The organism is Paraburkholderia fungorum (assembly GCF_900099835.1).
In the GTDB taxonomy this organism is placed as follows: Bacteria; Pseudomonadota; Gammaproteobacteria; order Burkholderiales; family Burkholderiaceae; genus Paraburkholderia; species Paraburkholderia fungorum_A.
In genome coordinates this window covers 3,018,070-3,040,282 of sequence record NZ_FNKP01000001.1, presented here as the reverse complement: position 1 = coordinate 3,040,282, position 22,213 = coordinate 3,018,070, and the positions used below count along the sequence as shown (strand labels likewise).

Genomic DNA, 22,213 nt, shown 5'->3' with positions numbered 1-22,213 from the left:
TTTTTACCGGCTCGCCAGGTCAGCGTAATATCGGCGCGCGCGTGGAATAACGATCGACGCGCGGTTGGAATAAAAAAGGCCGGCGCGTCGTTGAAATCGGGTGATGACGGGCGCAATGCGCACAATCCAGAAGCAAACTCAAGGCCTTACGAGGTAGACCATGAATATCAATCGATGGACCCGTCGCGCGACGCTGCTGCTGGCGACGTTGACGGTGCTGCTGTCCGGCTGCACGACATACGTGACCACCCAGGTCACCGCATTCTCCGACTGGGCGAGCGGCGACGCGAACCGCACCTTTGCATTCACGCGGGCGCCGGGTCAGCAGAGCAATCTCGAACTCAGCACGTACGAGCGCATCGTTGCGGGTGAACTGGCGGTGCACTCGTTCCGCGAAGTCGACAGCGATCAGGCGCGGTATCTGGTCGGGCTGTCTTATGGCATCCGCTCGGACATGGTGACGGTTGCGGAGCCGGTGTACTACAACCCGTGGCCGTCGCCTTACTGGGGACGGCCGTTCGACCCGTGGGGTCCGTGGGGCCCGTTTCCGACCGCTTACGTGAATCAGAGCTATCCGATCTTCACGCACCTGCTGGGCGTGCGCATTACTGAGCGTGTCAGCGGCAAGGAGGTTTATAACGTGACCGCGCGCAATTCCGGCGCGGAGTCGTCACTGGTCAGGGCGATGCCGTATCTGGCGCGCAGTGCGTTCGCCGATTTCCCGCTCGGCAACGGCGCGGTGCATACGGTGAAGATTCCGTTGGGTACGGGCGGTGGCCCTGCACCGGCGAATGAAATGGCGGCGGCGGGTGCGGTGCCGGCTTCGGCTCCGGCCGCGGCGTCGGGAGCGAATGCCGCGCAGTAGAGTGGTGCCTCTGATCCGCTGATCAATACGCGCTACGGCGCAACAGGCAAAAGGCCCGGCAGGTGTTTCTGCCGGGCCTTTTTTATGGATCAAGATAACGATGAGCGCGCTAAGGACATAGCGTGAAGACCCGTCAAACTCCAATCCCAAAGCAAGCCTTCGCGGCCGGCATCGCGAACAGAAGCGCCGCGATGCCGGGCAAGCGTTTGCCCGGCGGACGACGGACCAAACAGTCGTCATCCTGAATCGCGAACACGTTCCACTCATTCCACCATTCGCGCAAACGATTCAGATTGCATATTTACGCGTCTATGTTGTTTTGCATAAAACGTAGCGCTGACGACACGTTTATAAAGAGATAACTCTAGACGGCTGATTTAACCTCGAATATTCAGTATGATTCGGCCCGCTGAGCAAACAGGCCCGATCAATCAAAATCGGTCTAAATAATTCCAGCCAGCTGCCGTTAATTCGTTGAGCTCCTTATAACAAGACTGGACAACACTGGATTGCCCCCTGAAGACTTCCGCGTCGCACGACGTGACGGCTGCTGATTCCGTCACCCGCCAGGGCTTCTCTCCGTTTCCACGCACACATCCAAATGCCCGATCTGAACTGGACCATTCCAGTCGGTCGTTGGTCTAGCTGGCCGGCAACCGCATCTGTCGCTCCCGCGATTGGCTTTATCGAGCCAATGGTGCGGCGTCGGCTGAGCACGCTGTCCAAAGCCGCGTTAAAGGTCGCGCACGATTGCGTCGCACAGGAACCCGCGCGCGTCGTGTTCGCTTCGCGTCACGGCGAATTGCGCCGCACCACCGAGATTCTGCACAGCATGACTGCGGCCGAGCCGGTATCGCCGACGGCATTCAGCCTGTCGGTGCTGAACGCGATGACGGGCATATTCGGCATTGCTCGCGGCGATCGCTGTGCAGCGAGTGCCATGTCGGCCGGTCCGCAAACGCTCGGCTATGCGTTACTGGAAGCGCACGCGCAATACACGACGCAACCGGGCTCGCCGGTATTGCTCGTCTATGCCGATGAGCCGGCCGATCCGGCATACGGCCCAATCGAAGACGCCGCCGCAGGCGCGCTGGCCATCCTGCTGGATCAGGAAGGGGCGACCGGTGACATCGAATGTTCTGTGCGCCACGCGGACGACACCCATCCCATCGACCAGCACACGCACTTCGCCACTCAGGCGGAGGCATTGCTGCACTGTCTGAACACCCGTCAGCCCGCGTGCTGGCGAAGTGCTGACGCCCTCTGGCATTGGACCTGGCATGACCGAGCGGTTTGACTACCTGTGGCGCCTCTTCGCGACCGCGATGGCGCTGATCGTGTTCGGCATCTGCGGCGTGCTGTTTTCGATGCTGGTGTTTCCGCTTGCGTGGGCGTGGCCGCATCGTGCGTCGCGCCAGCGCGCGGTGGCGGGCGTGATCCACTGGTTTTTCCGCGCGCTGGTTGCCGTGTTGCGCTGCGCCGGCGTGATGGAACTCGACGTGGCGGGCGCAAAAGCTCTGCGTGCCCACGGTCCGTCGATCGTGGTCGCCAATCATCCAACCTATCTCGATGTGATGGTGCTGCTCTCGCTCACGCCGCGCGCCTGTTGCGTCGTCAAGAACGCGCACTGGAGCAACCCCTGTTTCTGGGGGATCGTGCGCTCGGCGGAATACATCAGCAATGCGGACCCTTCGCAGCTGATCGAGGCCGGCGCGCAGCAACTGGCCGCCGGTTACACGATGATCATTTTTCCCGAGGGCACCCGCAGCCCCGCGCCGAACCGCCTGCATGCGTTCTCGCGCGGCTTCGCGCATATGGCGCTGAAGGTCGGTGCGCCGATCGTGCCGGTGCTGATCGACTGCGATCCACCAGTTTTTACCAAGCAGATGCGCTGGTACGACGTGCCCGCGCGTGCATTCCGGATGCGCGTGAACGTGCTCGAGCCGCTCGGCATCGGGCAATTCGTCGAGCATGACACCACTCCGGCTCTCGCGGCGCGCAGCGTGACGAACGCTGTTGAAGCCCACATTACCCAGCACCTGTTCGACTATGGATTCTTTAAAACTCGAAATTAAGCAGCTCCTGATCGAAGCCCTCGATCTCGAAGACCTGAGCCCGGCCGATATCGACGACGATGCGCCGTTGTTCGACACCGACGGTATCGGCCTCGATTCGATCGACGCGCTCGAGATCGGCATCGTGCTGCGCAAACAATATCAACTGACCATCGCAGCCAACGACGAACGCACGCGCGAACATTTCCGCTCGATCAGCACGCTGGCCGCGCTGGTCGAGAGTCAGCGCGAAGCGGCGCAGGCTGTGAACGAAACCACAAAAGAAAACGGGGAATAACCATGTCCGATACCGAGATCCTTGAACGCATCCGCGCGATCTTCGAAGAAAACTTCGCCATCGAACCCGAGCGTGTCACGCCCGAGGCCCATCTGTTCGAAGACCTCGATCTCGACAGCATCGACGCCGTCGATCTCGCGATCAAATTGCAGGAAATGACCGGCCGCCGCATCAAGCCGGAAGAGTTCAAATCGGTACGCACGGTCGGCGACGTGATCGCTGCGGTCGAATCCCTGCTCGCGGCTCAGGACTGATGGCGGCAGTGCGCTCACGAATGCCGGCGGGCGAACCGGAGGCGGGCGCGCCCGGGTCCGGGGGCGTGTCCGGCAAGCGGCGTCATTGGGGCAATGCTGTCGTGCAGGTGCTGCTGAAGCTTGCGTATCCGGTGCTGATCCTGTGCGCGTGGCGCTGGGACGCGCCGCGCCTCGTCGGCTGCATGCTGTTTGCGTTGTTGTGGCTGCAGCGTTGGGCCGGCAGCGGACCCGTGGCGGCTTCGCTGCGGCGCCTGTCAACGGTCGACTGGACTGTGGCCGGACTTCTGAGCGTGGCGTCGGCGGCGATCGTTGTAACGAGCAGCGAGGCGTTGCTACGGCTGTATCCGTCGCTCGTCAATCTCGGTTTGCTGATCGCATTTGGCGCGACCCTCGTGCGCGGCCCGTCGATGGTCGAAAAGTTCGCGCGGCTCGGCAATCCCAATCTGCCGCCGGCGGGCGTGCGCCATACGCGTCGCGTGACGCAGGTCTGGTGCGCGTTCTTTATAGCGAACGGCGTGTTTTCCGCTTACACCGCGTTGTACTGGAGCCGCGCAAGCTGGGCTTTGTACAACGGCGTGATTGCCTACGGGCTGATTGGCGTGTTGCTCGTGGCTGAAATTATCTGGCGTTATCTTGTGGTGTTGCCGCGAGCGGCGCGTTCGGAGGCGCCGTGATCGACCTGCACGATCTGTTGTCGGCAACCGGCGACGCCGGTTTGCCCGATACCCCTGTTTGTTTCGACGGCGAGGCGATGCTGGGCCGCGCCGCATTCCGCGCGCGTGTCGCTGCGCTGATCGCGCTGCTGCAAAGCCAGCCTGCGCAACGCTACGCGCTGTGTATCGACGATCCGTTCGATTTTGCGTGCGCGTTGTTCGCACTGCTCGCGTGCGGCAAGGAACCGGTAATCCCGGCCAATGCGACGCCGGGTTATCTCGCGGACCTCGCACACGCCTACGAAGCGATGCTGACCGATGCGGACGTGGCGTCCATTGCACAGCACCTGAGTACGGACGAAATTGCGGCGCGCGCTTACGCGATCGACCCGCAAGCTCCGTTGACGCTGTACACCTCGGGCAGCAGCGGCAGTCCGAAGCCGATCCGCAAGACCCTTGCGCAGTTCAACGCCGAAGTGCATACGCTGGAGAAGCAGTGGGGTGCGCTGGTCGGCGACGCGACGATACTCGCGAGCGTGCCGCATCACCATATTTACGGCCTGCTGTTTCGCGTGCTCTGGCCGCTTGCTGCGGGACGTGCATTCGACCGCTCGACCAGTCTCGAACCGTTGCATCTGCAAAGCCGGATCGGGCAGGGGAATGGGCGAGCGAGCGTCGTCGTATCGACGCCTGCGCAACTGTCGCGCTGGCCCGCGTTGCCAGGCTTCGCCGCGTTGACGCCCGCGCCGCGTGTGTTCTTTTCATCGGGCGGCCCGCTCGCGTACGACGCCGCGTTGCAATACGCCGCGAGTTACGGCGCCGCGCCGGTCGAAATCTACGGCAGCACGGAGACTGGCGGTATCGCGTGGCGGCGGCAGGATCAGACCGATGCGTGGCAACCGTTGACCGGTATCGACGTGCGTCGCGACGACGACGGCGCGTTGAGCGTGAGTTCGCCGCATCTCGGTCACGCCGACTGGTATCGCACCGACGATCAGATTGCCTGCGACGACGAGGGCCGCTTCCGGCTGCAAGGCCGGCTCGACCGCGTGCTGAAGCTCGGCGGCAAACGCGTGTCGCTGACCGAACTGGAAACGCGCCTCGCGCTGCATCCCTATGTTGCACAGGCGGCGGTCGTGCCGCTCGAACGCGGATCGCGCGAACAGGTGGGCGCGCTGGTGGCGCTGACCGAAGCGGGCTGCGAAGCGTTGCGGGACGAAGGCCGTGTGCTGTTCGCGCGCGGCTTGCGGCGGCACCTCGCCGGTTTCTTCGATGTCGTCGTGCTGCCGCGTCAGTGGCGCTTCCGGCTCACGTTGCCATTCGACGCGCGTGGCAAGCTGCCGGCCAGCGCGGTCGCGGCGGCATTCGCGGCGCGCGCCGAAGGCATGGAAGTGCTGGCTGAAGCGCGTAGCGGCGACACGCTGTACTACGAGTTGCGCGTGCCGCCTTCGCTCGTGCATTTCGCCGGTCACTTTCCGGGACTGCCGATTCTTCCTGGCGTGGTTCAGGTCGACTGGGCCGTGCGTCTCGCGGTCGATCATCTGCCGGACGTTCGCGCGGTCGCGTCGGTCGATCGGCTGAAGTTCATGGCCCCCGTCGCGCCGGGAGCCGTGCTGAAACTCACGCTCGCTCACGATGCCGCGCGTCGTCGCGTGCAGTTCGTATATCGCGTCGACGGCCGCGAATGTGCGTCGGGCGTGATCGTCTACCGGGAGCCCGTGTGAAGAAGTTCGCTCCTTGCATCGTCATTCCGATTTACAACCACAAGGACGCGATCGGCGCGACCGTCGCTCATCTGGCGGTTCACGGCCTGCCGATTTTCGTCGTCGACGATGGCAGCGACGACGCGACCCAGCAGGTGCTCGCCGCGCTCGCACATCAGTACGCCGGGCAGTTCGTGCTGCTGCGTCTGCCGGTGAACGGCGGCAAGGGCGCGGCGGTGATGGCCGGGTTGCGCGCGGCTCGCGGCGCGGGCTACACGCACGCGTTGCAGATCGACGCCGACGGCCAGCACGATGCCGCCGACGTACCGCGTTTCATCGATGCGTCGCGCGCCGAACCGGCGGCGGTGATCCTCGGCCGACCGGTCTACGACGAGAGCGTGCCGAAAGCGCGTCTCTATGGCCGCTATCTGACGCACGTGTGGGTGTGGATCGAAACGCTTTCGCTGACGATCCGCGATTCGATGTGCGGCTTTCGCCTTTATCCGCTGGCGCTGGCTTGCGAGTTGATCGACCGGGTGCAGTTGCCCACGCGCATGGACTTCGACATCGAGATTCTGGTGCGCCTGCACTGGCGGCGCGCAGCGTTCCGTTCGATTCCGACGCGCGTCACTTACGCCGCCGACGGCGTGTCGCATTTCGACGTGCTGTGGGACAACGTGCGTATCAGCCGCAGCCACACGCGGCTTGTGTGCGGGATGCTGGCGCGGTTGCCGATGCTGCTCGCGCACAAGCTGATGCCGCGCCGCAAGTTGCCCGCCGACGACGCGCATCCGCGACATGAGCCCGGTGCGCAGGACTGGTGGCGAATCGCGGAACGCGGCAGCCATCTCGGCATGGCGCTGCTCGCGCTCAGTTGCAAGCTGTTTGGCCGGCGCTTCACGGCGCTCTGGCTGCATCCGGTCGTCGCGTATTTTCTGCTGACGGACCGTGCCGCACGCGAGGCGTCCGGCAACTACTTCCGGCATCTCGGCGCGGCCAGCGCGCAGGACGGGACTCCGCGTCCCGGCTGGTGGTCCGCCTACCGGCACATGCTCGCGTTCGCGCAATCGGGCTTCGACAAACTCGCCGCGTGGTCCGGGCGGGTCCATGACGGCGACGTGACGTTCGAAGACCGTTCGGCATTCGATTCGCTCGTGGCGAGCGGCAAGGGCGCGCTCGTGATCGGCGCGCATCTCGGCAATCTGGAGATGACCCGCGCACTCGCCGCGCAAGGCGCGCACGCGAAGGTCACGGCGGTCGTCTATACGGGGCATGCGCGGCGCTTCAATAGCGTGCTGGCGTCGGCGAATAGCGAATTCAGGCGACATCTGCTCGAAGTCAGCGACTTCGGTCCTGAGACCGCGATGCTGATGCAGCAGCGCGTCGATGCCGGCGAGCTGCTGGTGATCGTCGGCGACCGGGTGCCCGCGCACGAAGCCGGCCGCACCACCGACGCGCAGTTCCTCGGCGCGACGGCGCCGTTCGCACAAGGCCCGTACGTGCTCGCGCACGCGTTGGGCTGTCCGGTCTACCTGTTCTTCTGTCTGAAAGAGCGTGACGGCTACAAGCTGTATTTCGAGCCGTTCGCCGAGCGCATCGAGTTGCCGCGCCGCGAGCGCGCCAGCCATCTGGCGACGTGGGCGCAGCGATACGCGGGACGCCTCGAACACTATTGCCGCAAGGCACCCTATCAATGGTTCAACTTTTTCGATTTCTGGGCCAGCCCCAAACGAGGCGCGAATGGCCGAACATGATCTGATCGACGTGCATGCTGCACACGCAAACCTGGATGCACACAGCACCGCCATCGTATTCGGCGCGCGCAAGCTGACGATCGAAGAGGTCGTCGCGATTGCGCAGCAGCGCACACCGGTCGCGTTGAACACCGATCCCGAATGGCGCGCGCGGATTCAGCGCGGCGCAGATTTTTTGCGCCGTCATCTCGCGGCGGGCGCAACGGTGTACGGCGTCAATACCGGCTACGGCGACGCGTGCGTGGTCGATGTGCCGATGGAACTGGTCGAAGCATTGCCGCTGCAACTCACGCGTTATCACGGCTGCGGAATGGGTCAGTATCTCGACGACGCACAAACGCTCGCGGTGATCGCGGCGCGGCTCAACTCGCTCGCCTATGGTTTCTCCGGCGTGCGTCCGGTGCTGCTCGAACGGCTGGCCGATCTGATCAATCATCGCGTGCTGCCGCAAATTCCGTCTGAAGGCTCGGTGGGGGCGAGCGGCGATCTGACGCCGCTGTCGTATGTCGCCGCCGCACTCGCAGGCGAGCGCGATGTGAAGTTCGACGGTGCGTTGCGCAACGTGCGCGACGTGTGGGCCGAACTCGGCATCGCGCCGCTGTCGCTTGCACCGAAAGAAGGTCTCGCGCTGATGAACGGCACGGCGGTCATGACCGGCCTCGCGTGCCTCGCGTTTGCCCGCGCCGATCATCTGACACGGCTGGCCGCGCGTCTGACGGCGCTGTCGACCGTCGCGCTCGACGGCCGCGCCGCGCACTTCGACGCAACCTTGTTCGACGTGAAGCCGCACGCAGGCCAGGCCGAAGCGGCCGGATGGATTCGCGACGATCTCGCCGGTCGCGACGATACGCCGGGGCATCGTCTGCAGGATCGCTATTCGATTCGCTGCGCGCCGCACGTGATCGGAGTCGCGCGCGATGCGCTGACGTGGGTGCGCCGCGACGTCGAAAACGAATTGAACAGCGCGAACGACAACCCGTTGATCGACCCGGACAACGAACGCGTGCTGCACGGCGGCAACTTCTACGGCGGCCACATTGCGTTCGCGATGGACGCGCTGAAAGTCGCGGTCGCCAATCTCGCCGATCTGATGGACCGGCAACTGGCGCTGCTGGTCGACGTGAACTTCAACAACGGTTTGCCGCGCAACCTGTCGGGCGCCGCGCCTGCACGCGCGCCGATCAATCATGGCTTCAAGGCGGTGCAGATTTCGTCGTCCGCATGGACCGCCGAGGCGTTGAAAAACACCATGCCCGCGAGCGTGTTTTCGCGCTCGACCGAGTCGCACAACCAGGACAAGGTGAGCATGGGCACGATCGCCGCGCGCGATTGTCTGCGTGTGCTGGAGTTGACTGAGCAGGTGGCGGCCGCGCATACGCTGGCCACGGTGCAGGCCGCGCAGCTGCGGTTGCGGATCGACAGCGCGACGCCGGTGCCCGCGCCGCTGCGGGCATTCATCGACCGGGTGGCCGCGCAGTCGCCGTTTGTCGACGAAGACCGCGCGCTGGAACGCGACCTGCGCGCGCTGACTTCGCGTATCGCCGCGTGCGAACTGCTCGACGACTATCGCAAAGGAGCGCGCGCATGAACGCGACGTCAAATGTGCTGAGTGCGAGCGCACCGGTGGAAGTGGCCTTCCACGATGTCGACGCGATGAACGTGTGCTGGCACGGCAATTACCTGAAGTACTTCGAGATTGGCCGCGCGGCGCTGCTGCGCGCGTTCGACTACGACTATCGCGAGATGCAGGCGTCGGGCTATGTGTGGCCGATCGTCGAGGTGCATCTCAAGTACGTGCGGCCGGCCGTGTACGGTCAGAAGCTCGACGTGCGCACGCAACTGCTCGAACACGAAAACCGCCTGAAAATAGGCTATGAAATTGTCGATTGCGAAACGGGTACGCGTTTGACGAAGGGTTACACGATCCAGGTCGCGGTCGATGCCGCGACTCAGGAGCTGCAATTCGTCTCGCCGCCCATCGTATTCGACAAGCTGGAGCGTGTATGGCAACGGTGAATGGGCGGCGCGCGGCGATGGTGCTCGCGATCGCGTTGGCTGGCGCGGCGGCGTTACCGTTGTCGGCATCGGCATCGGCATCGGCATCGGCAACGACTGCAACCGCCGGGAACACCGCGCTGGTGTCGCAGATCGCGGCTCATCTCGCGCAGGCGAAGGGCATTCGCGCGCAATTCACGCAGACGCAGACGCTGGCCGCGATGAAACAGCCGCTCGTCAGCAGCGGCGCGTTGCTGTTCTTTCGCGAACGCGGCGCGATCTGGCAGATCGACACACCGTACAAAGCCACCTACGTCATCACCGACGCAGGCGTCACGCAGTTGAACGCCGCCGGCCAACGCGTGAGCACTCGCAGCGCGCAAGGCGCGCGCGGCGTCGCGCAGGTGTCGAAAATGATGCGCGCGATGCTCGGCGGCGATCTGTCGGCGCTGTACTCTCAATTCGATGTGCAGGCCGACGGCACGCCGGCGCAATGGCGCATGCGGCTCACGCCGAACCAGCCGCAGATCGCCCAGGCCATCAAAAGTCTCGAGATGGACGGTGGCGATTATCTGCAAGGCCTGCGCATCACGCTCGCAAACGGCGACGTGACGAAGCTCGACTTCATCAACAGCGTGGCCGTTGCCGAACCTACGCCGGCTGAGCGCAGCCTGCTCGGAGCGCCTTGATGGGCGCGCGGGATTTACGCAGCGAGCCGGGTCAGCGGTCCGCGGTGCAGATTTGGGGCGTACTCGTTGTATGGCTGCTGCTCGCGCTGAGCGCCGCAGCGTATTGCGGCTGGCGTTTCACCGAAGCGTCGCCGTTGCAGACCAACCTGCTCGCACTGCTGCCCGAGACCGAAGCCGACCCCGTCGCCGAAAAAGCGGTCGAGACGCTGGCGAGCGCGCTGGGCGATCGCACCGTGCTGCTCGTCACCAGCAACGACGACGCGCACGCGAAAGCGGCGGCGAAGCAACTCGGCGCGTCGTTGCGCAACAGCGGCGCGTTCAGCTCGGTGACGGCGGAATTACCGCCATTCGATCTCGCCAAAATCGCCGATTTATACATGCCGTATCGCTTCGGCCTGCTGTCGGCCGACGACCGCGCGGCGCTCGCCGCAGGCGGCTCGTCCGCGACGCTCGGCGACACGCTCGCGCAACGTCTCTACAACCCGTTGCGCGGCGGCCTGACCACGCCGCTCGCCGACGATCCGTTCGGCTGGCTCGAACACTGGCTCGGCGGCTTGCCGCTCGCCACGTCGAATCTCGACGTCGAGGACAACCTGCTGGTTGCGCATCGCGGCGCGGCGACCAGCGTGCTGATCGTCTCCACGCTGCGCGGTTCGGCGTACGAAACCGGCACTCAACGCGCGGTTCACGCCGCCGTCGGCGACGGCGAACGCGCATTGCACGCAGCCTTCCCCGACGTGTCGATTGCGCGAGCCGGCGCGGTGTTTTACGCGGAGTCGGCGCGCAGCGCATCGGAGCGCGAGGTGCATCTGATCGGCATTGCCTCGTTGTGCGGGATTGCGCTGTTGCTGATGTCGGTGTTCCGCTCGCCGCGTCTGTTATTGCTCGGTTTCGTATCGACGGCGCTCGGCATCGTTTTCGCACTCGCGGCGACGCTGCTGGTATTCGGCAAGCTGCATCTGCTGACGCTGGTGTTCGGCGCGAGCCTGATCGGCGAAGCGGTCGATTATTCGATTCAGTACTTCGTCGTCTATCTCGGCGCGCGGCGCGACTGGGACGCGCGGCACGGTGCGAGAACCGTTCGTCCCGCGCTGGGCGTCGCGTTGATAACGAGCCTGCTCGGCTACGCGATCCTGTTGTGGGTGCCGTTCCCCGCGCTCAAGCAGATCGCCTGTTTCGCGATGGTCGGCATCTTGACCGCGTTCGCCTCGGTGCTGTGGCTGCTGCCCGCGTTGCTGACGCGCGCGCCGACGCGTAGCCCGCGCCGTCTGTTCGCCCGCTCGGCGCATCTGCTGATGCGCTGGCATCGCGTGATCGGCGGAAAGCGCGCGTGGCTCGTCGCCGCCGTGTTGCTGCTCGCGGCGATTCCTGGCTGGCTGCGGCTGACCAGCGACGACGATATCCATCTGCTGATCCAGCGCGATCCGTCGCTCGTCGCGCAGGAAGACAAGGTGCGCGAAGCGGTGGGCGTCGACAACAGCGCGCAGTTTTTCGTGGTGCGCGGCGACACGGCGGAAGCCGTGCTGCAACGGGCCGAAGCGCTGGGCGCAAAACTTGACGCGTTGAACAGCACGCCTGAGCGGCTGAGCGGCTATCAGTCGGTCGCGCAGTTCGTGCCGTCCGCGCAACAGCAGGGCCGCGACCGCGAGTTGCTCGCGCAGCATGTGTTCGCCGACCCCGCCGCGTTGCGCGCGACGCTGCTGCGTGCGGGCTTCAAGGACGATGTCGCCGATGCGTGGCTCGCCGCGTACACGCAACCGCAGCCGCCGCTCAGCATCGGGCGATGGCTGGCCGCGCCGTGGTCGCAACCGTATCGCCATTTGTGGCTCGGCCAGGTCGGCTCGATCACGAAGTCGTATGCGGCTGTCGTGATTCCGGAAGGGGTGACGCCGCACAACACGCCCGCGCTGATCGCGCTCGCGCAGGCATTGCCGGGCGTCACGTTCGTCGACAAGGCCGCCAGCGTGTCGAAGCTGTTCGGCGAATATCGCGTCGATAGCGGCTGGTGGCTCGGCGGCGCGCTCGCGCTCGTGTTGCTGCTGCTGACCTTGCGCTACGCATCGAAGGACGCCTCGCTCGCGGACCGTTTGCGCGGCGGCATCACCACGACGCTGCCGGTGCTGCTCGCGGTCGGCGTCACGCTCGCGGTGTTCGGCTACCTCGGCATGCCGCTCAATCTGTTCAACTGGCTCGCGCTGATGCTCGTGCTCGGCGTCGGCGCGAACTACGCGGTGTTTCTGCGCGAAGGCTGTCTGCGTGCACGCGCCGATCTCGGCGCGGTGTGGACCGGCGTGCTGTTGTCGGCGGCGACCACGCTGCTGTCGTTCGGCATGCTCGGCATGAGCGAGATGCCCGCGCTGAAGAGTTTCGGCACGACGCTCGCGCTCGGTATCGCCGTGTCGGTGCTGCTTGCGCCGATCGGCATGCCGGTGGAGTCAAGGAGAGGGCGATGAAAGCGCCGTCGGTTTATCTACATGCGCTCGGCATGATCAATGCGCTTGGCGCCGATGTCGGCGAGATCGTTCGGGCGCTCGCGGCCACGCGCTCGCCAGGCATGGGGGCCGTGCGTACCCGAACCGGCGACGCGTATGTGGGCAGTGTGCTCACGCCGCTGGATCTCGCGCCGTCCGCGGCGCTGGCGCACTACGATTGCCGCAACAATCGCCTGCTGCTGGCGGCGCTCGCACAGATCGCACCCGCCATCGATGCCGCGCGCGAACGTTACGGCGCAGACCGCATCGGCGTCGTGCTCGGCACCAGCACTTCTGGCATTCAGGCTGCGGAAGCCGCGTTGACGCTTCAGGCGCAAGCCGGCCGATTACCCGGAAACTTCGACTACCGGCAAATGGAAATCGGCACCGCCGCGCCGTTCGCCGCCGCAGCGCTTGGCGTGCGGGGGCCCGCTTTCACGATATCGACCGCGTGTACATCGAGCGCCAAAGCATTCGCGTCCGCGCGACGGTTGCTGCAATTGCAACTGTGCGACGCGGTCGTGGTGGGCGGCGTCGATTCGTTGTGCGAGTTGACGGTTCAGGGATTCGCATCGCTCGAATCGACCAGCAGTGCACGCACGAATCCGATGAGCGCGAATCGTTGCGGGATCAATGTCGGCGAAGGGGCAGCGGTTTTTCTGCTGAGTCGCGACGAAGCGGCGGTGAGGCTCGCGGGCGTCGGCGAATCGAGCGACGCGTATCACATTTCGTCGCCGGACCCGGAAGGCGCGGGCGGCGAACTCGCGTTGCGGGAAGCGCTCGCCGACGCGGGCATTGGCGCTTCGGCGGTGGCGTACGTGAATCTGCACGCGACCGCGACGCGCAAGAACGACGACATGGAAGCGAAGCTGATGGCGCGCGTGTTCCCGGACGGCGTGGCGACCAGCGGCACCAAGCCGTTGACCGGGCATCAACTCGGCGCGGCGGGCGCTACCGAACTCGGCTTTGCATGGCTGACGCTCGCCCGCGACGACGTGCCGTTGCCGCGTCATCTGTGGGACGGCGAAGCCGATTCCGCGTTGCCTGCGCTGGATCTGGTCGAAAGCGAACGCTTCCTGCCGCGCAATGGCGGCACGCAACACGTGATGAGCAATTCGTTTGCTTTTGGCGGCAGCAATGCCAGCCTGATCCTCGCCCGGTGACGCTTATGACGACTACTACATTAATTAACGAGCCACTCGGCAACGAGCAGCTGGCACGGCAGCCGGTCGAGGCGATCATCCCGCATCGCGGCACCATGCTGCTGATCGACGCCGTCGACCGTTTCGACGAACAGACGCTGAGCGTGCACGCCACTGTCGACCCGCACGCGTGGTACGCCGATGCCGATGGCGCGATGCCCGCGTGGATCGGCATCGAATTGATGGCGCAGGCGATTGCCGCGCACGTCTCGTTGCTGGCAATGCGCAGCGGCGGCCGCGCGCGACCGGGCGTGCTGCTCGGTTCGCGCAGCTACAAGGCGTTGCAGCAGGTGTTCGCGGGCGGCGCGCGTCTGTCGATTCACGTCACCGAGTTGCTGCGCAGCGAAGAAGGACACGGCGCTTACGAATGCACCATCCACGACCGCGATGTGGGTTGTGCCGAGGCCGTCATCAAGGTGTTTCAACCGCGCGATTTTCAGTCATTCATTGAGGGGAGTTTCAGTTCATGAGCCGGCGCGTTCTGGTTACCGGCGCAAGCCGCGGCATTGGCCGCGCGATTGCGTACAAATTGGCGGCCGACGGTTTCGCGGTCTCCGTGCATTGCCGCACCGGACGCAGCGAAGCGGACGCCGTCGCGACGGGCATCGCCGCCCAGGGCGGCACGGCGCGCGTGTTGCAGTTCGACGTGCGCGAACGCGCTGCGTGCCGTGAGGTGCTGGAAGCGGATGTCGCCGCACACGGCCCGTACTACGGAATCGTGTGCAGCGCGGGCGTGACCCGCGACGCGGCGTTTCCCGCGCTCACCGAGGAAGATTGGGACATCGTGATCGAGACCGGTCTCGACTCGTTCTACAACGTCGTCCATCCGCTGACCATGCCGATGGTGCGCGCGCGCAGCGGCGGGCGCATCGTCACGATCGCATCGGTATCGGGCGTGATGGGCAATCGCGGCCAGGTCAACTACAGCGCGGCGAAGGCCGGTCTGATCGGCGCGACCAAGGCGCTCGCGGTGGAACTGGCGACGCGCGGCATCACCGTCAACTGTGTCGCGCCGGGTCTGATCGACACGGGCATGCTCGATCAGATGCCGCTCGACCAGGCATTGAAGACCGTGCCGATGAACCGCGTCGGCGAACCGGCCGAAGTGGCGTCGGTGGTGGGCTTCCTGATGTCCGACGCGGCTTCGTACGTGACTCGCCAGGTGATCGGCGTGAATGGCGGGATGGTGTGATGAAGCGCGTCGTCATTACCGGCATGGGCGGCGTCACCGCCTTCGGCGACCACTGGGACGCCATCGAAGCGCGCTTGAAAAGCGGCGAAAACGCGGTACGGCGCATGGCCGAATGGGATTACTTCGAGTCGCTGCATACGCGGCTCGCGTGTCCGTTGCCCGGCTTCAGCTTGCCCGCGCACTATCCGCGCAAGAAAACCCGGTCGATGGGACCGGTCTCCATGTACTCGGTGCGCGCAAGCGAGCTGGCGCTTGCCGACGCCGGTCTCGCCGACGACCCGAGCATCGCCGACGGCCGCATGGGCGTCGCGTATGGCTCGTCGTCGGGCTCGGTGCAACCGATCCGCGCCTTCGGCACGATGCTCGAAACCGGCTCGATGAGCACGGTCACATCGAACAGCTACGTGCAGATGATGCCGCACACGACGGCGGTCAACGTCAGCCTGTTCTGGGACCTGAAAGGGCGGATCATTCCGACCTCGTGCGCGTGCGCGTCGGGCAGCCAGGCGATCGGCTACGCGTACGAAGCGATCCAGACCGGCAAGCAGACGCTGATGCTGGCGGGCGGCGCGGAAGAACTGTCGGGCCCGGCGGTCGCGGTGTTCGACACGCTGTACGCGACCAGCACCCGCAACGACGAACCGCATCTGACGCCGCGTCCTTTCGACGCCCGGCGCGACGGTCTCGTGGTCGGAGAAGGGGCGGCCACGCTGGTGCTCGAAGAGTACGAACATGCGGTCGCGCGCGGCGCGCGGATTCACGCGGAGATCGTCGGCTTCGGCTGCAATTCGGACGGCGCGCACATGACCCAGCCGACCGCTGAAACGATGGCGCTTGCGATGCAGTTCGCGCTGCGTGACGCGCAATTGCCACCGGAAGCGATTGCCTACGTGAACGCGCACGGCACCTCGACGGATCGCGGCGACATCGCCGAAAGTCATGCCACCGCGCAGACCTTCGGCGAGCGCATGCCGATCAGTTCGCTGAAAAGCTACGTGGGTCATACGCTCGGCGCATGCGGTGCGATTGAAGCGTGGTGGACCATCGAGATGATGAAGCGCAACTGGTATGCGCCGACGCTGAATCTGGAGAACGTCGATCCGGCGTGTGCGTCGCTCGACTACATCGCCGGCGCGGCTCGCGAGCTCGACGCTGAGCATGTGATGAGCAATAACTTCGCATTCGGCGGCATCAATACATCGCTGATTTTCAGGCGCGTTCGATGAGCGTGGCGCTGCAAAGGGTGGTGATCACCGGCATGGGGATCGTCTCGTGCCTGGGCAATACGCTCGACGACGTAGCCGCCGCGTTGCGCGCGGGCCGTTCGCGACTCGAGCGGATCGAGGCATGGCGGGAACGCGGTTTCGGCTCGCAAGTGGCGGGCGTTGCATCGGCGGCGAACGAGCCGCCGTTCGATCGCAAACTCGAACGCTTCATGGGCGACACGGCGCGCTTTGCGTGCCACGCAGCGCGCAACGCCATCGACGACGCAGGACTCGCGACGTCCGCGTTGCGTTCGCCGCAAGCGGGTGCGGTGATCGGCTCGGGCGTCGGCACGATGTCGAGCTATGACGTGGCGCTCTCGATTGCCCACGCGCGCGGCGTCGAAAAAGTGCCGCCGTATATCGTGCCGCACGCGATGAGCAGCACCGCATCGGCGAATGTCGCGCAGGCATTTGGGCTCGAGGGCGTGAGCTATTCGCCGTCGTCGGCGTGCACGACTTCGGCGCTCGCGCTCGGCCAGGCGATGCAGCTGATCCAGACCGGCCGACAGCAGATCGTGCTGGCCGGCGGCAGCGAGTCGCTGCACGACAACATGACGCTGATGTTCGACGCGATGGGCGCGTTGTCGCGCGGTTTCAGCGAGACGCCGGAAGACGCGTCGCGTCCGTACGACATGCAGCGCGACGGCTTCGTGATCGCGTCGGGTGGCGGCGTGCTGGTGCTCGAAGCGCTCGATCACGCGTTGGCGCGCGGTGCGCGCATCTACGCGGAGCTGAGCGGTTACGGCGATTGCACGGACGCAGCCGGAATGGTCGCGCCGCGCGCGGGTGGCATTGCGCGGGCCATGCGCAGTGCGTTGAACGAAGCGGGCCGGCGTCCTGATTACATCAACACGCACGCACCGTCGACGCCGCTTGGCGATCTGGAAGAACTGCGCGCACTGAACGACGTGTTCGGCGCGAAATCCGGTGAGGGCGTGCCGGCTTTTTCGTCGACGAAAGGGATGACCGGGCATTCGCTCGGCGCATGCGGCGCGCACGAGGCGATCTACACGCTGCTGATGATGCGCGACGGGTTTATCGCGGGCACGGCGGACAAGGGCGCGCCGGTCCCCGAAGTGCTCGGCATGCCGCTTGTGCGAGCCACCCGCGACGCGCGTATCGACACGGCGATGTCGGTGTCGTTCGGTTTCGGCGGCAGTTGCGCGAGCTTGATGTTCGACGCGTGGAAGGGCGATTAAACGGTGCAAGCCGGCTTAACTTCAGGGACAACAAAAGTGATAACGACAACAGTAAAGAAGCTGGCCGCATCCGGTGCATTCGCGATCGTCGCGGCGACGCAAACGGGCTGCGCCACGCAGGTGAAATCGCTGCCGCTGTCGTCCGCAGCGAGTCAGTCGCACGATGGCGTGCAGGTGTACTTCGGCCAGCAGAATCATCCGGCGGTGGGGCGTCAGTTGGGCGACGTGAACTATTCGGTGCGGGTTGCGCGCAATGTCGCGACCGCCGAGCAGGTATGCTCGGACGCGCTCGCCGAAGGGATGCACAAGCTGCGCGAAGCAGCACGCGCGCAACACGCCAATGCCGTCATCGATGTATCGACGCGCTTTCACAGTACCGAAAGCACGTCACCCGACGCCTTCACGTGCGGCGTCAGTTCGAGTGCCGCCGCAGTTGCGGTGCGCGGACGACTCGTCGTACTGGAAGCGAATTAAGCTGCAATCAAATAGAACTCATCAACGCAATAACGACTACCTGGGGGTCTCAATGAAACGCCATCTGATGTTCGCCGCATTGTTTGCTTCTGTCGCTACGCTCACCGCCGCGCCGGCTTTTGCACGCGACACCGTCTCTACCTATCCGATCGATCAGGCATTGCATAGCGAGCCGGGCAAGGTCGGCGACGACGTCGCCCTGTATTTCGCCGGACAGTCGCATCCGCGCGTCGACAAGACGATGGGTGAATTCTCGACCAACAAGAAGACCAATGCATTCGGCCGCAGCGACCTGGATGCATGTCAGCACGTGTTCCTTTCGGCGGTGCAGGAGTTGCAGGAGCGCGCGCGCAAGGAAGGCGGCAACGCGGTGATCAACATCAAGAGCAACTACAAGAAAGACGTGCGCGAGAGCGCGACCGAATACACGTGCGGAGCAGGTGCGATGGTCGCGGGCGTCGCGCTGAAAGGCGACGTGGTGACGTTGCGCAAGTAAGGCGACAGCGGATGCCGGAGTAACAGCAAGGCGGCGAGTCGCCGCCTTTGTCTGTCAATCGTGCACTGTGCTTCGCGCGCTTTAACCTGGCTTGACCGCCGCGACATTGACGAGCGTCTCACGACGCTTGCCGGGTCGCGGACGGTATAGCCCGAGCCGTTCGAGCAGACCGAAATCTTTCGCGCGGCTCCACCACAGGTACGGCAGCGAGATGTTGTGTTTGCCGAACCGGAAGCCGCCGTGGCGAAGCATGTCGAGATAACCGTCGGCGCTTTTTTGCACCTGCATCGGATGACGGAACAGCAGCCGGATCACCCACGATTTGATATACGCGTCGGTCGATTCCGCGAACAGCAGAATGCCGCCCGGTTTCAGTACGCGGTGGAATTCGGCGAGTGCGCGTTCCTGTTCGACCAGATGATGAAACGTTTGATGACAGAACACGATATCCGCGCTGGCGTCCGGCAACGACAGCTGCGCGCAGTCGCCGTGCATCAATTCGATATCGGCAACCAGCGGACGGCACGCATTGGCCGCAGCGGCTGCCAGCGTCAGCGAAGGCTCATGAAAATCGATCCCGACTATGCGGCGCGGCTTGAACGCTTCGGCAAGCAGGCGAAACGAAATGCCTTGCCCGCAACCCACGTCGACGATGACCGGCGCGACGGGCAACGGAGTGCCGATCAGGTCTTTCAGATCGTTGATCGCGACTCTCAGCACATGATGTTCCCATGTGTGGGTTCGCAGAAACCAGGTGCCGAATGCCGTCTCCGGGACGAACGGCACAGTGGATGATTCGGATGACGACATATCGCGTTTTCCTCGGGGAGATTTTTTGATCCTGCTGGCAGGCGCGATTGTAGCGAGAACTGAAGATACAGCGAAACGCTGTACATAACTTATAAACAATCGAGGGAAGAATTGAGCAAACATTTGGCAATGCCGTCGTCGGTCGACGTCGCGATTATCGGCGCGGGACCGGCGGGCGCGGTTGCTGCTGCGCTGTTGCGTAAGGCCGGCCGTTCGGTGCTCGTGCTGGAGCGCCAGCATTTTCCGCGCTTCTCCATCGGAGAGAGCCTTTTGCCGCAAAGCATGGCTTATCTGGAAGAGGCCGGCATGCTGCAGGCAGTGGTCGAGGCCGGTTTTCAGTACAAGAACGGCGCGCATTTTATTTATCGCGACAAGTCGTCCACGTTCGATTTCCGCGATAAGCATTCGCCCGGCTGGGGCACCACGTATCAGGTCGAGCGTGCCGCGTTCGACGACATCCTGATTCGCTGCGCGGCGCAGCAGGGCGCCGACGTGCGCTTCGGTCAAACGGTGACGTCGGTTCGCACGGGGGACGCGCCGGTCGTCGAGGTGGTCGACGAGGCGGGCAATGCTCATCAGATCGAAGCGCGTTTCGTGCTGGATGCGAGCGGCTTTGGCCGTGTGCTGCCGCGTCTGCTGAATCTCGAAGCGCCCACCCGGATGCCTACGCGCGCCGCGCTTTTCACGCATGTCCGCGACGGTATTCCGGTCGACGCGAGCGATCGCAACAAGATCTGCGTCGCCACGCACCCGGAGCGCCGCGACGTGTGGTTCTGGATGATTCCGCTGGCGGGCGGCCGCTCGTCGGTGGGATGTGTCGCCGAGGCGAGCTTCCTCGGCATGCCGGAAGCGGAGCGTGAAGCGGCGTTGCGCACGCTGATCCAGCAGGAGCCGACGCTGAACCGATTGATCGGCAACGCGCCGTTCCTGATGCCAGTGCGGCATATCGGCGGCTACTCGGCGAACGTCGAACGTCTGCATGGGCCGGGTTACGCGTTGCTCGGCAATGCGGGCGAATTCCTCGATCCGGTGTTTTCGTCAGGGGTGACGATTGCGCTGCGCTCGGCGCAGCTTGCCGTGCAGACCTTGAACCGCCAGCTCGATGGCGAGCCGGTTGACTGGGCGACCGCTTACGACCGGCCGTTGCGCAAGGGGATCGATGCGTTCCGCGCATTCGTCGAACGCTGGTACACCGGCGAGTTGCAGGACATCATCTATTACCCGGAGCAGACGCCGTCCATCCGCCGGATGATCAGCGCGGTTCTGGCGGGGTATGCGTGGGATGAATCGAATCCGTACGTGGCCGATCCGGTCCGCCGATTGACTGCGTTGCATGAGGTTTGCACGCAGCGGTGACGATGCAATGCCGACGTTGAAATGAAAACGGCGCTTCCGTGAAACGGAGCGCCGTTTTTTATTGGCCCGCGTGAGCGGGATCGGGACAGATCAAGCCGCGATCCTCGCCGCGCCTGTCGCGTTCTGCCGCCCCGCATCCCGTCGATGCACCCGCTTGCCCGCCGCATACGTTTCATAAATCGCGCGGTCGTCGCCGAGCAGTGCAAACGCGAACAGCAATTCCTCCAGCGACTCCGTACGCGCGGTACGTCGCGCGAGCAACGGCGTCGCCTGCGGATCGAGCACCACGAAGTCCGCTTCCGTCGACGGCTTCAACGTGCCGACCTTGTCCGCGAGATCGAGCGCCTTGGCTGCGCCCGCAGTCGCCAGATAGAACATCCGCGTAGCTGTCAGATGATGGCCGCCGAGGCGCGCGACCTTATGCGCTTCGTTCATCGTCTGCAGCATCGAGAACGACGTGCCGCCGCCGACGTCGGTCGCCAGCGCGACCGGCATGCCCGCTTCGTCGGCCTTGTCGAAATCGAACAGACCGCTGCCGAGAAACAGATTCGAGGTCGGGCAGTGCGACGCGACCGTGCCGGTTTGCGCCATGCGTTTGCGGTCTTCCTCGTCGAGGTAGATGCAATGGCCGTACACCGCGCGGCGGCGCAGCAGGCCGTAGTGGTCGTAAATGTCCAGATAGCTGCGGTGACCCGGAAACAGATCGGCGACCCACTTCACTTCGTCGGTATTTTCCGCGACGTGGCTCTGGATGAAGATGTCCGGGTGCTGACCCGCCAGCACGCCGCACGCTTCCAGTTGCGCTTCGGTCGAGGTCGGCGCGAAGCGCGGCGTCAGCGCGTACATCTGGCGGCCGCGATTGTGCCAGCGGCCGATCAGCTCGGCGCTGTCGTCATAACCCGATTGCGCGGTGTCGCGCAAAAACTCGGGACAGTTGCGGTCCATCAGCACCTTGCCCGCCACCATCCGCAAATTGCGCGCTTCGCTTTCGGTGAACAGCGCGTCGGCGGATTCCTTGTGGACCGTGCAATACACGAGCGCCGTCGTCGTCCCGCAAGCCAGCAGTTCGTCGATGAAAAAGCTCGCCGTGTCGCGCGCGATTGCCGGGTCGCCGAAGCGGCGCTCGGTCGGGAACGTGTACGTGTCGAGCCACGGCAACAAACCCGGCGCCGGCGACGCGATCATGTCCGTCTGCGGATAGTGGATGTGCGTATCGATAAAACCCGGCACGATCAGCTTGTCGCGCATCTCCTGCACCTGCGTGCCGGGCGCGAGTCGCGACGCGAGCGCCGCATATGCGCCCGCCGCGACGACATGGCCGTCTTCGACGATCAGCAGACCGTCTTCGTTGAACACCGCCGCGTCGGGCGATTGTGCAGGGTCGCCGTTGAAGGTCAGCAATTGCGCGCGGAACGCGGCCTGGCCGGATTGGCCCGATTGAGCCTTCACGGCCGGGTTAGTCGATTGAGTCATGGAAAAACCG

Annotated in this window: 22 protein-coding genes; 20 read left to right on the top strand and 2 right to left on the bottom strand. The window is 64.7% G+C overall.

Going from position 1 to position 22,213, the window contains the following annotated elements; all coding sequences use genetic code 11:
- The first annotated feature begins 160 nt into the window (after nt 1-160).
- The 19 genes from BLS41_RS13405 to BLS41_RS13315 all read left to right on the top strand — a co-directional run bounded on the left by BLS41_RS13405 (nt 161) and on the right by BLS41_RS13315 (nt 18,564).
- Complete coding sequence (locus BLS41_RS13405; RefSeq protein WP_074765207.1) at nt 161-865, top strand: DUF4136 domain-containing protein; 705 nt, start codon at nt 161-163, stop codon at nt 863-865.
- Between the two features lie 601 nt (nt 866-1,466).
- The gene (locus tag BLS41_RS13400; protein ID WP_074765205.1) at nt 1,467-2,162 is read left to right on the top strand and encodes a beta-ketoacyl synthase chain length factor; all 696 of its coding nucleotides are present in this window, start codon (nt 1,467-1,469) and stop codon (nt 2,160-2,162) included.
- The gene (locus BLS41_RS13395; protein ID WP_074765203.1) at nt 2,146-2,940 is read left to right on the top strand and encodes a lysophospholipid acyltransferase family protein; all 795 of its coding nucleotides are present in this window, start codon (nt 2,146-2,148) and stop codon (nt 2,938-2,940) included. The genes BLS41_RS13400 and BLS41_RS13395 overlap by 17 nt, the downstream gene beginning before the upstream one ends.
- Nucleotides 2,915-3,217, top strand: coding sequence for a phosphopantetheine-binding protein (locus tag BLS41_RS13390; RefSeq protein WP_074765200.1), 303 nt, complete (start codon nt 2,915-2,917; stop codon nt 3,215-3,217). Before BLS41_RS13395 ends, BLS41_RS13390 begins: the two co-directional genes overlap by 26 nt.
- 2 nt (nt 3,218-3,219) lie before the next feature.
- Entirely contained in the window at nt 3,220-3,471 is a 252-nt protein-coding gene (locus BLS41_RS13385; RefSeq protein ID WP_074765198.1) for an acyl carrier protein, read from the top strand.
- Entirely contained in the window at nt 3,471-4,145 is a 675-nt protein-coding gene (locus BLS41_RS13380) for a COG4648 family protein (protein WP_074765196.1), read from the top strand. Before BLS41_RS13385 ends, BLS41_RS13380 begins: the two co-directional genes overlap by 1 nt.
- A complete protein-coding gene (locus BLS41_RS13375) occupies nt 4,142-5,848 on the top strand; it encodes an ApeI family dehydratase (protein WP_074765193.1) in 1,707 nt (568 codons plus the stop codon). Before BLS41_RS13380 ends, BLS41_RS13375 begins: the two co-directional genes overlap by 4 nt.
- Nucleotides 5,845-7,581: a glycosyltransferase family 2 protein gene (locus BLS41_RS13370; protein ID WP_436971981.1), complete on the top strand. Its 1,737-nt coding sequence runs from the start codon at nt 5,845-5,847 to the stop codon at nt 7,579-7,581. Before BLS41_RS13375 ends, BLS41_RS13370 begins: the two co-directional genes overlap by 4 nt.
- Entirely contained in the window at nt 7,568-9,169 is a 1,602-nt protein-coding gene (locus BLS41_RS13365) for an HAL/PAL/TAL family ammonia-lyase (protein ID WP_074765189.1), read from the top strand. Before BLS41_RS13370 ends, BLS41_RS13365 begins: the two co-directional genes overlap by 14 nt.
- Nucleotides 9,166-9,597, top strand: coding sequence for an acyl-CoA thioesterase (locus BLS41_RS13360; protein ID WP_074765187.1), 432 nt, complete (start codon nt 9,166-9,168; stop codon nt 9,595-9,597). Before BLS41_RS13365 ends, BLS41_RS13360 begins: the two co-directional genes overlap by 4 nt.
- Nucleotides 9,585-10,265 carry a LolA family protein gene (locus tag BLS41_RS13355; RefSeq protein ID WP_074765185.1) on the top strand — a complete coding sequence of 227 codons (681 nt, stop codon included), beginning with the start codon at nt 9,585-9,587 and terminating at the stop codon, nt 10,263-10,265. The genes BLS41_RS13360 and BLS41_RS13355 overlap by 13 nt, the downstream gene beginning before the upstream one ends.
- Nucleotides 10,265-12,718, top strand: a complete 2,454-nt coding sequence (locus BLS41_RS13350) for an MMPL family transporter (RefSeq protein ID WP_074765183.1) — start codon at nt 10,265-10,267, stop codon at nt 12,716-12,718. The genes BLS41_RS13355 and BLS41_RS13350 overlap by 1 nt, the downstream gene beginning before the upstream one ends.
- Complete coding sequence (locus BLS41_RS13345; protein ID WP_074765181.1) at nt 12,715-13,899, top strand: beta-ketoacyl-[acyl-carrier-protein] synthase family protein; 1,185 nt, start codon at nt 12,715-12,717, stop codon at nt 13,897-13,899. The genes BLS41_RS13350 and BLS41_RS13345 overlap by 4 nt, the downstream gene beginning before the upstream one ends.
- A gap of 5 nt (nt 13,900-13,904) precedes the next feature.
- Nucleotides 13,905-14,408, top strand: coding sequence for a hotdog family protein (locus BLS41_RS13340; protein WP_074765179.1), 504 nt, complete (start codon nt 13,905-13,907; stop codon nt 14,406-14,408).
- Nucleotides 14,405-15,130 (top strand): 3-ketoacyl-ACP reductase FabG2, encoded by a 726-nt coding sequence (locus tag BLS41_RS13335; RefSeq protein WP_074765177.1) that lies wholly within the window; start codon nt 14,405-14,407, stop codon nt 15,128-15,130. The genes BLS41_RS13340 and BLS41_RS13335 overlap by 4 nt, the downstream gene beginning before the upstream one ends.
- On the top strand, nt 15,130-16,356 hold the full coding sequence (locus BLS41_RS13330) for a beta-ketoacyl-ACP synthase (protein ID WP_074765175.1): 1,227 nt from the start codon (nt 15,130-15,132) through the stop codon (nt 16,354-16,356). Before BLS41_RS13335 ends, BLS41_RS13330 begins: the two co-directional genes overlap by 1 nt.
- Nucleotides 16,353-17,594 (top strand): beta-ketoacyl synthase N-terminal-like domain-containing protein, encoded by a 1,242-nt coding sequence (locus tag BLS41_RS13325; protein WP_074765173.1) that lies wholly within the window; start codon nt 16,353-16,355, stop codon nt 17,592-17,594. The genes BLS41_RS13330 and BLS41_RS13325 overlap by 4 nt, the downstream gene beginning before the upstream one ends.
- Before the next feature lie 39 nt (nt 17,595-17,633).
- Nucleotides 17,634-18,068: a signal peptidase gene (locus BLS41_RS13320; RefSeq protein WP_074766525.1), complete on the top strand. Its 435-nt coding sequence runs from the start codon at nt 17,634-17,636 to the stop codon at nt 18,066-18,068.
- A gap of 52 nt (nt 18,069-18,120) precedes the next feature.
- On the top strand, nt 18,121-18,564 hold the full coding sequence (locus BLS41_RS13315; protein WP_074765171.1) for an excinuclease ABC subunit A: 444 nt from the start codon (nt 18,121-18,123) through the stop codon (nt 18,562-18,564).
- An 81-nt stretch (nt 18,565-18,645) separates the two neighbouring features.
- Here BLS41_RS13315 and BLS41_RS13310 read toward each other — a convergent pair whose 3' ends face one another.
- A complete protein-coding gene (locus tag BLS41_RS13310) occupies nt 18,646-19,374 on the bottom strand; it encodes a class I SAM-dependent methyltransferase (RefSeq protein WP_074765169.1) in 729 nt (242 codons plus the stop codon).
- A gap of 129 nt (nt 19,375-19,503) precedes the next feature.
- Here BLS41_RS13310 and BLS41_RS13305 point away from each other — a divergent pair, with 129 nt between their 5' ends.
- Nucleotides 19,504-20,730, top strand: coding sequence for an NAD(P)/FAD-dependent oxidoreductase (locus BLS41_RS13305; RefSeq protein ID WP_074765167.1), 1,227 nt, complete (start codon nt 19,504-19,506; stop codon nt 20,728-20,730).
- 90 nt (nt 20,731-20,820) lie between these two features.
- On the opposite strand, the gene guaD is transcribed toward BLS41_RS13305, so the two are convergent.
- A complete protein-coding gene (gene guaD, locus BLS41_RS13300; protein WP_074765165.1) occupies nt 20,821-22,203 on the bottom strand; it encodes a guanine deaminase in 1,383 nt (460 codons plus the stop codon).
- Nucleotides 22,204-22,213: the final 10 nt, after the last annotated feature.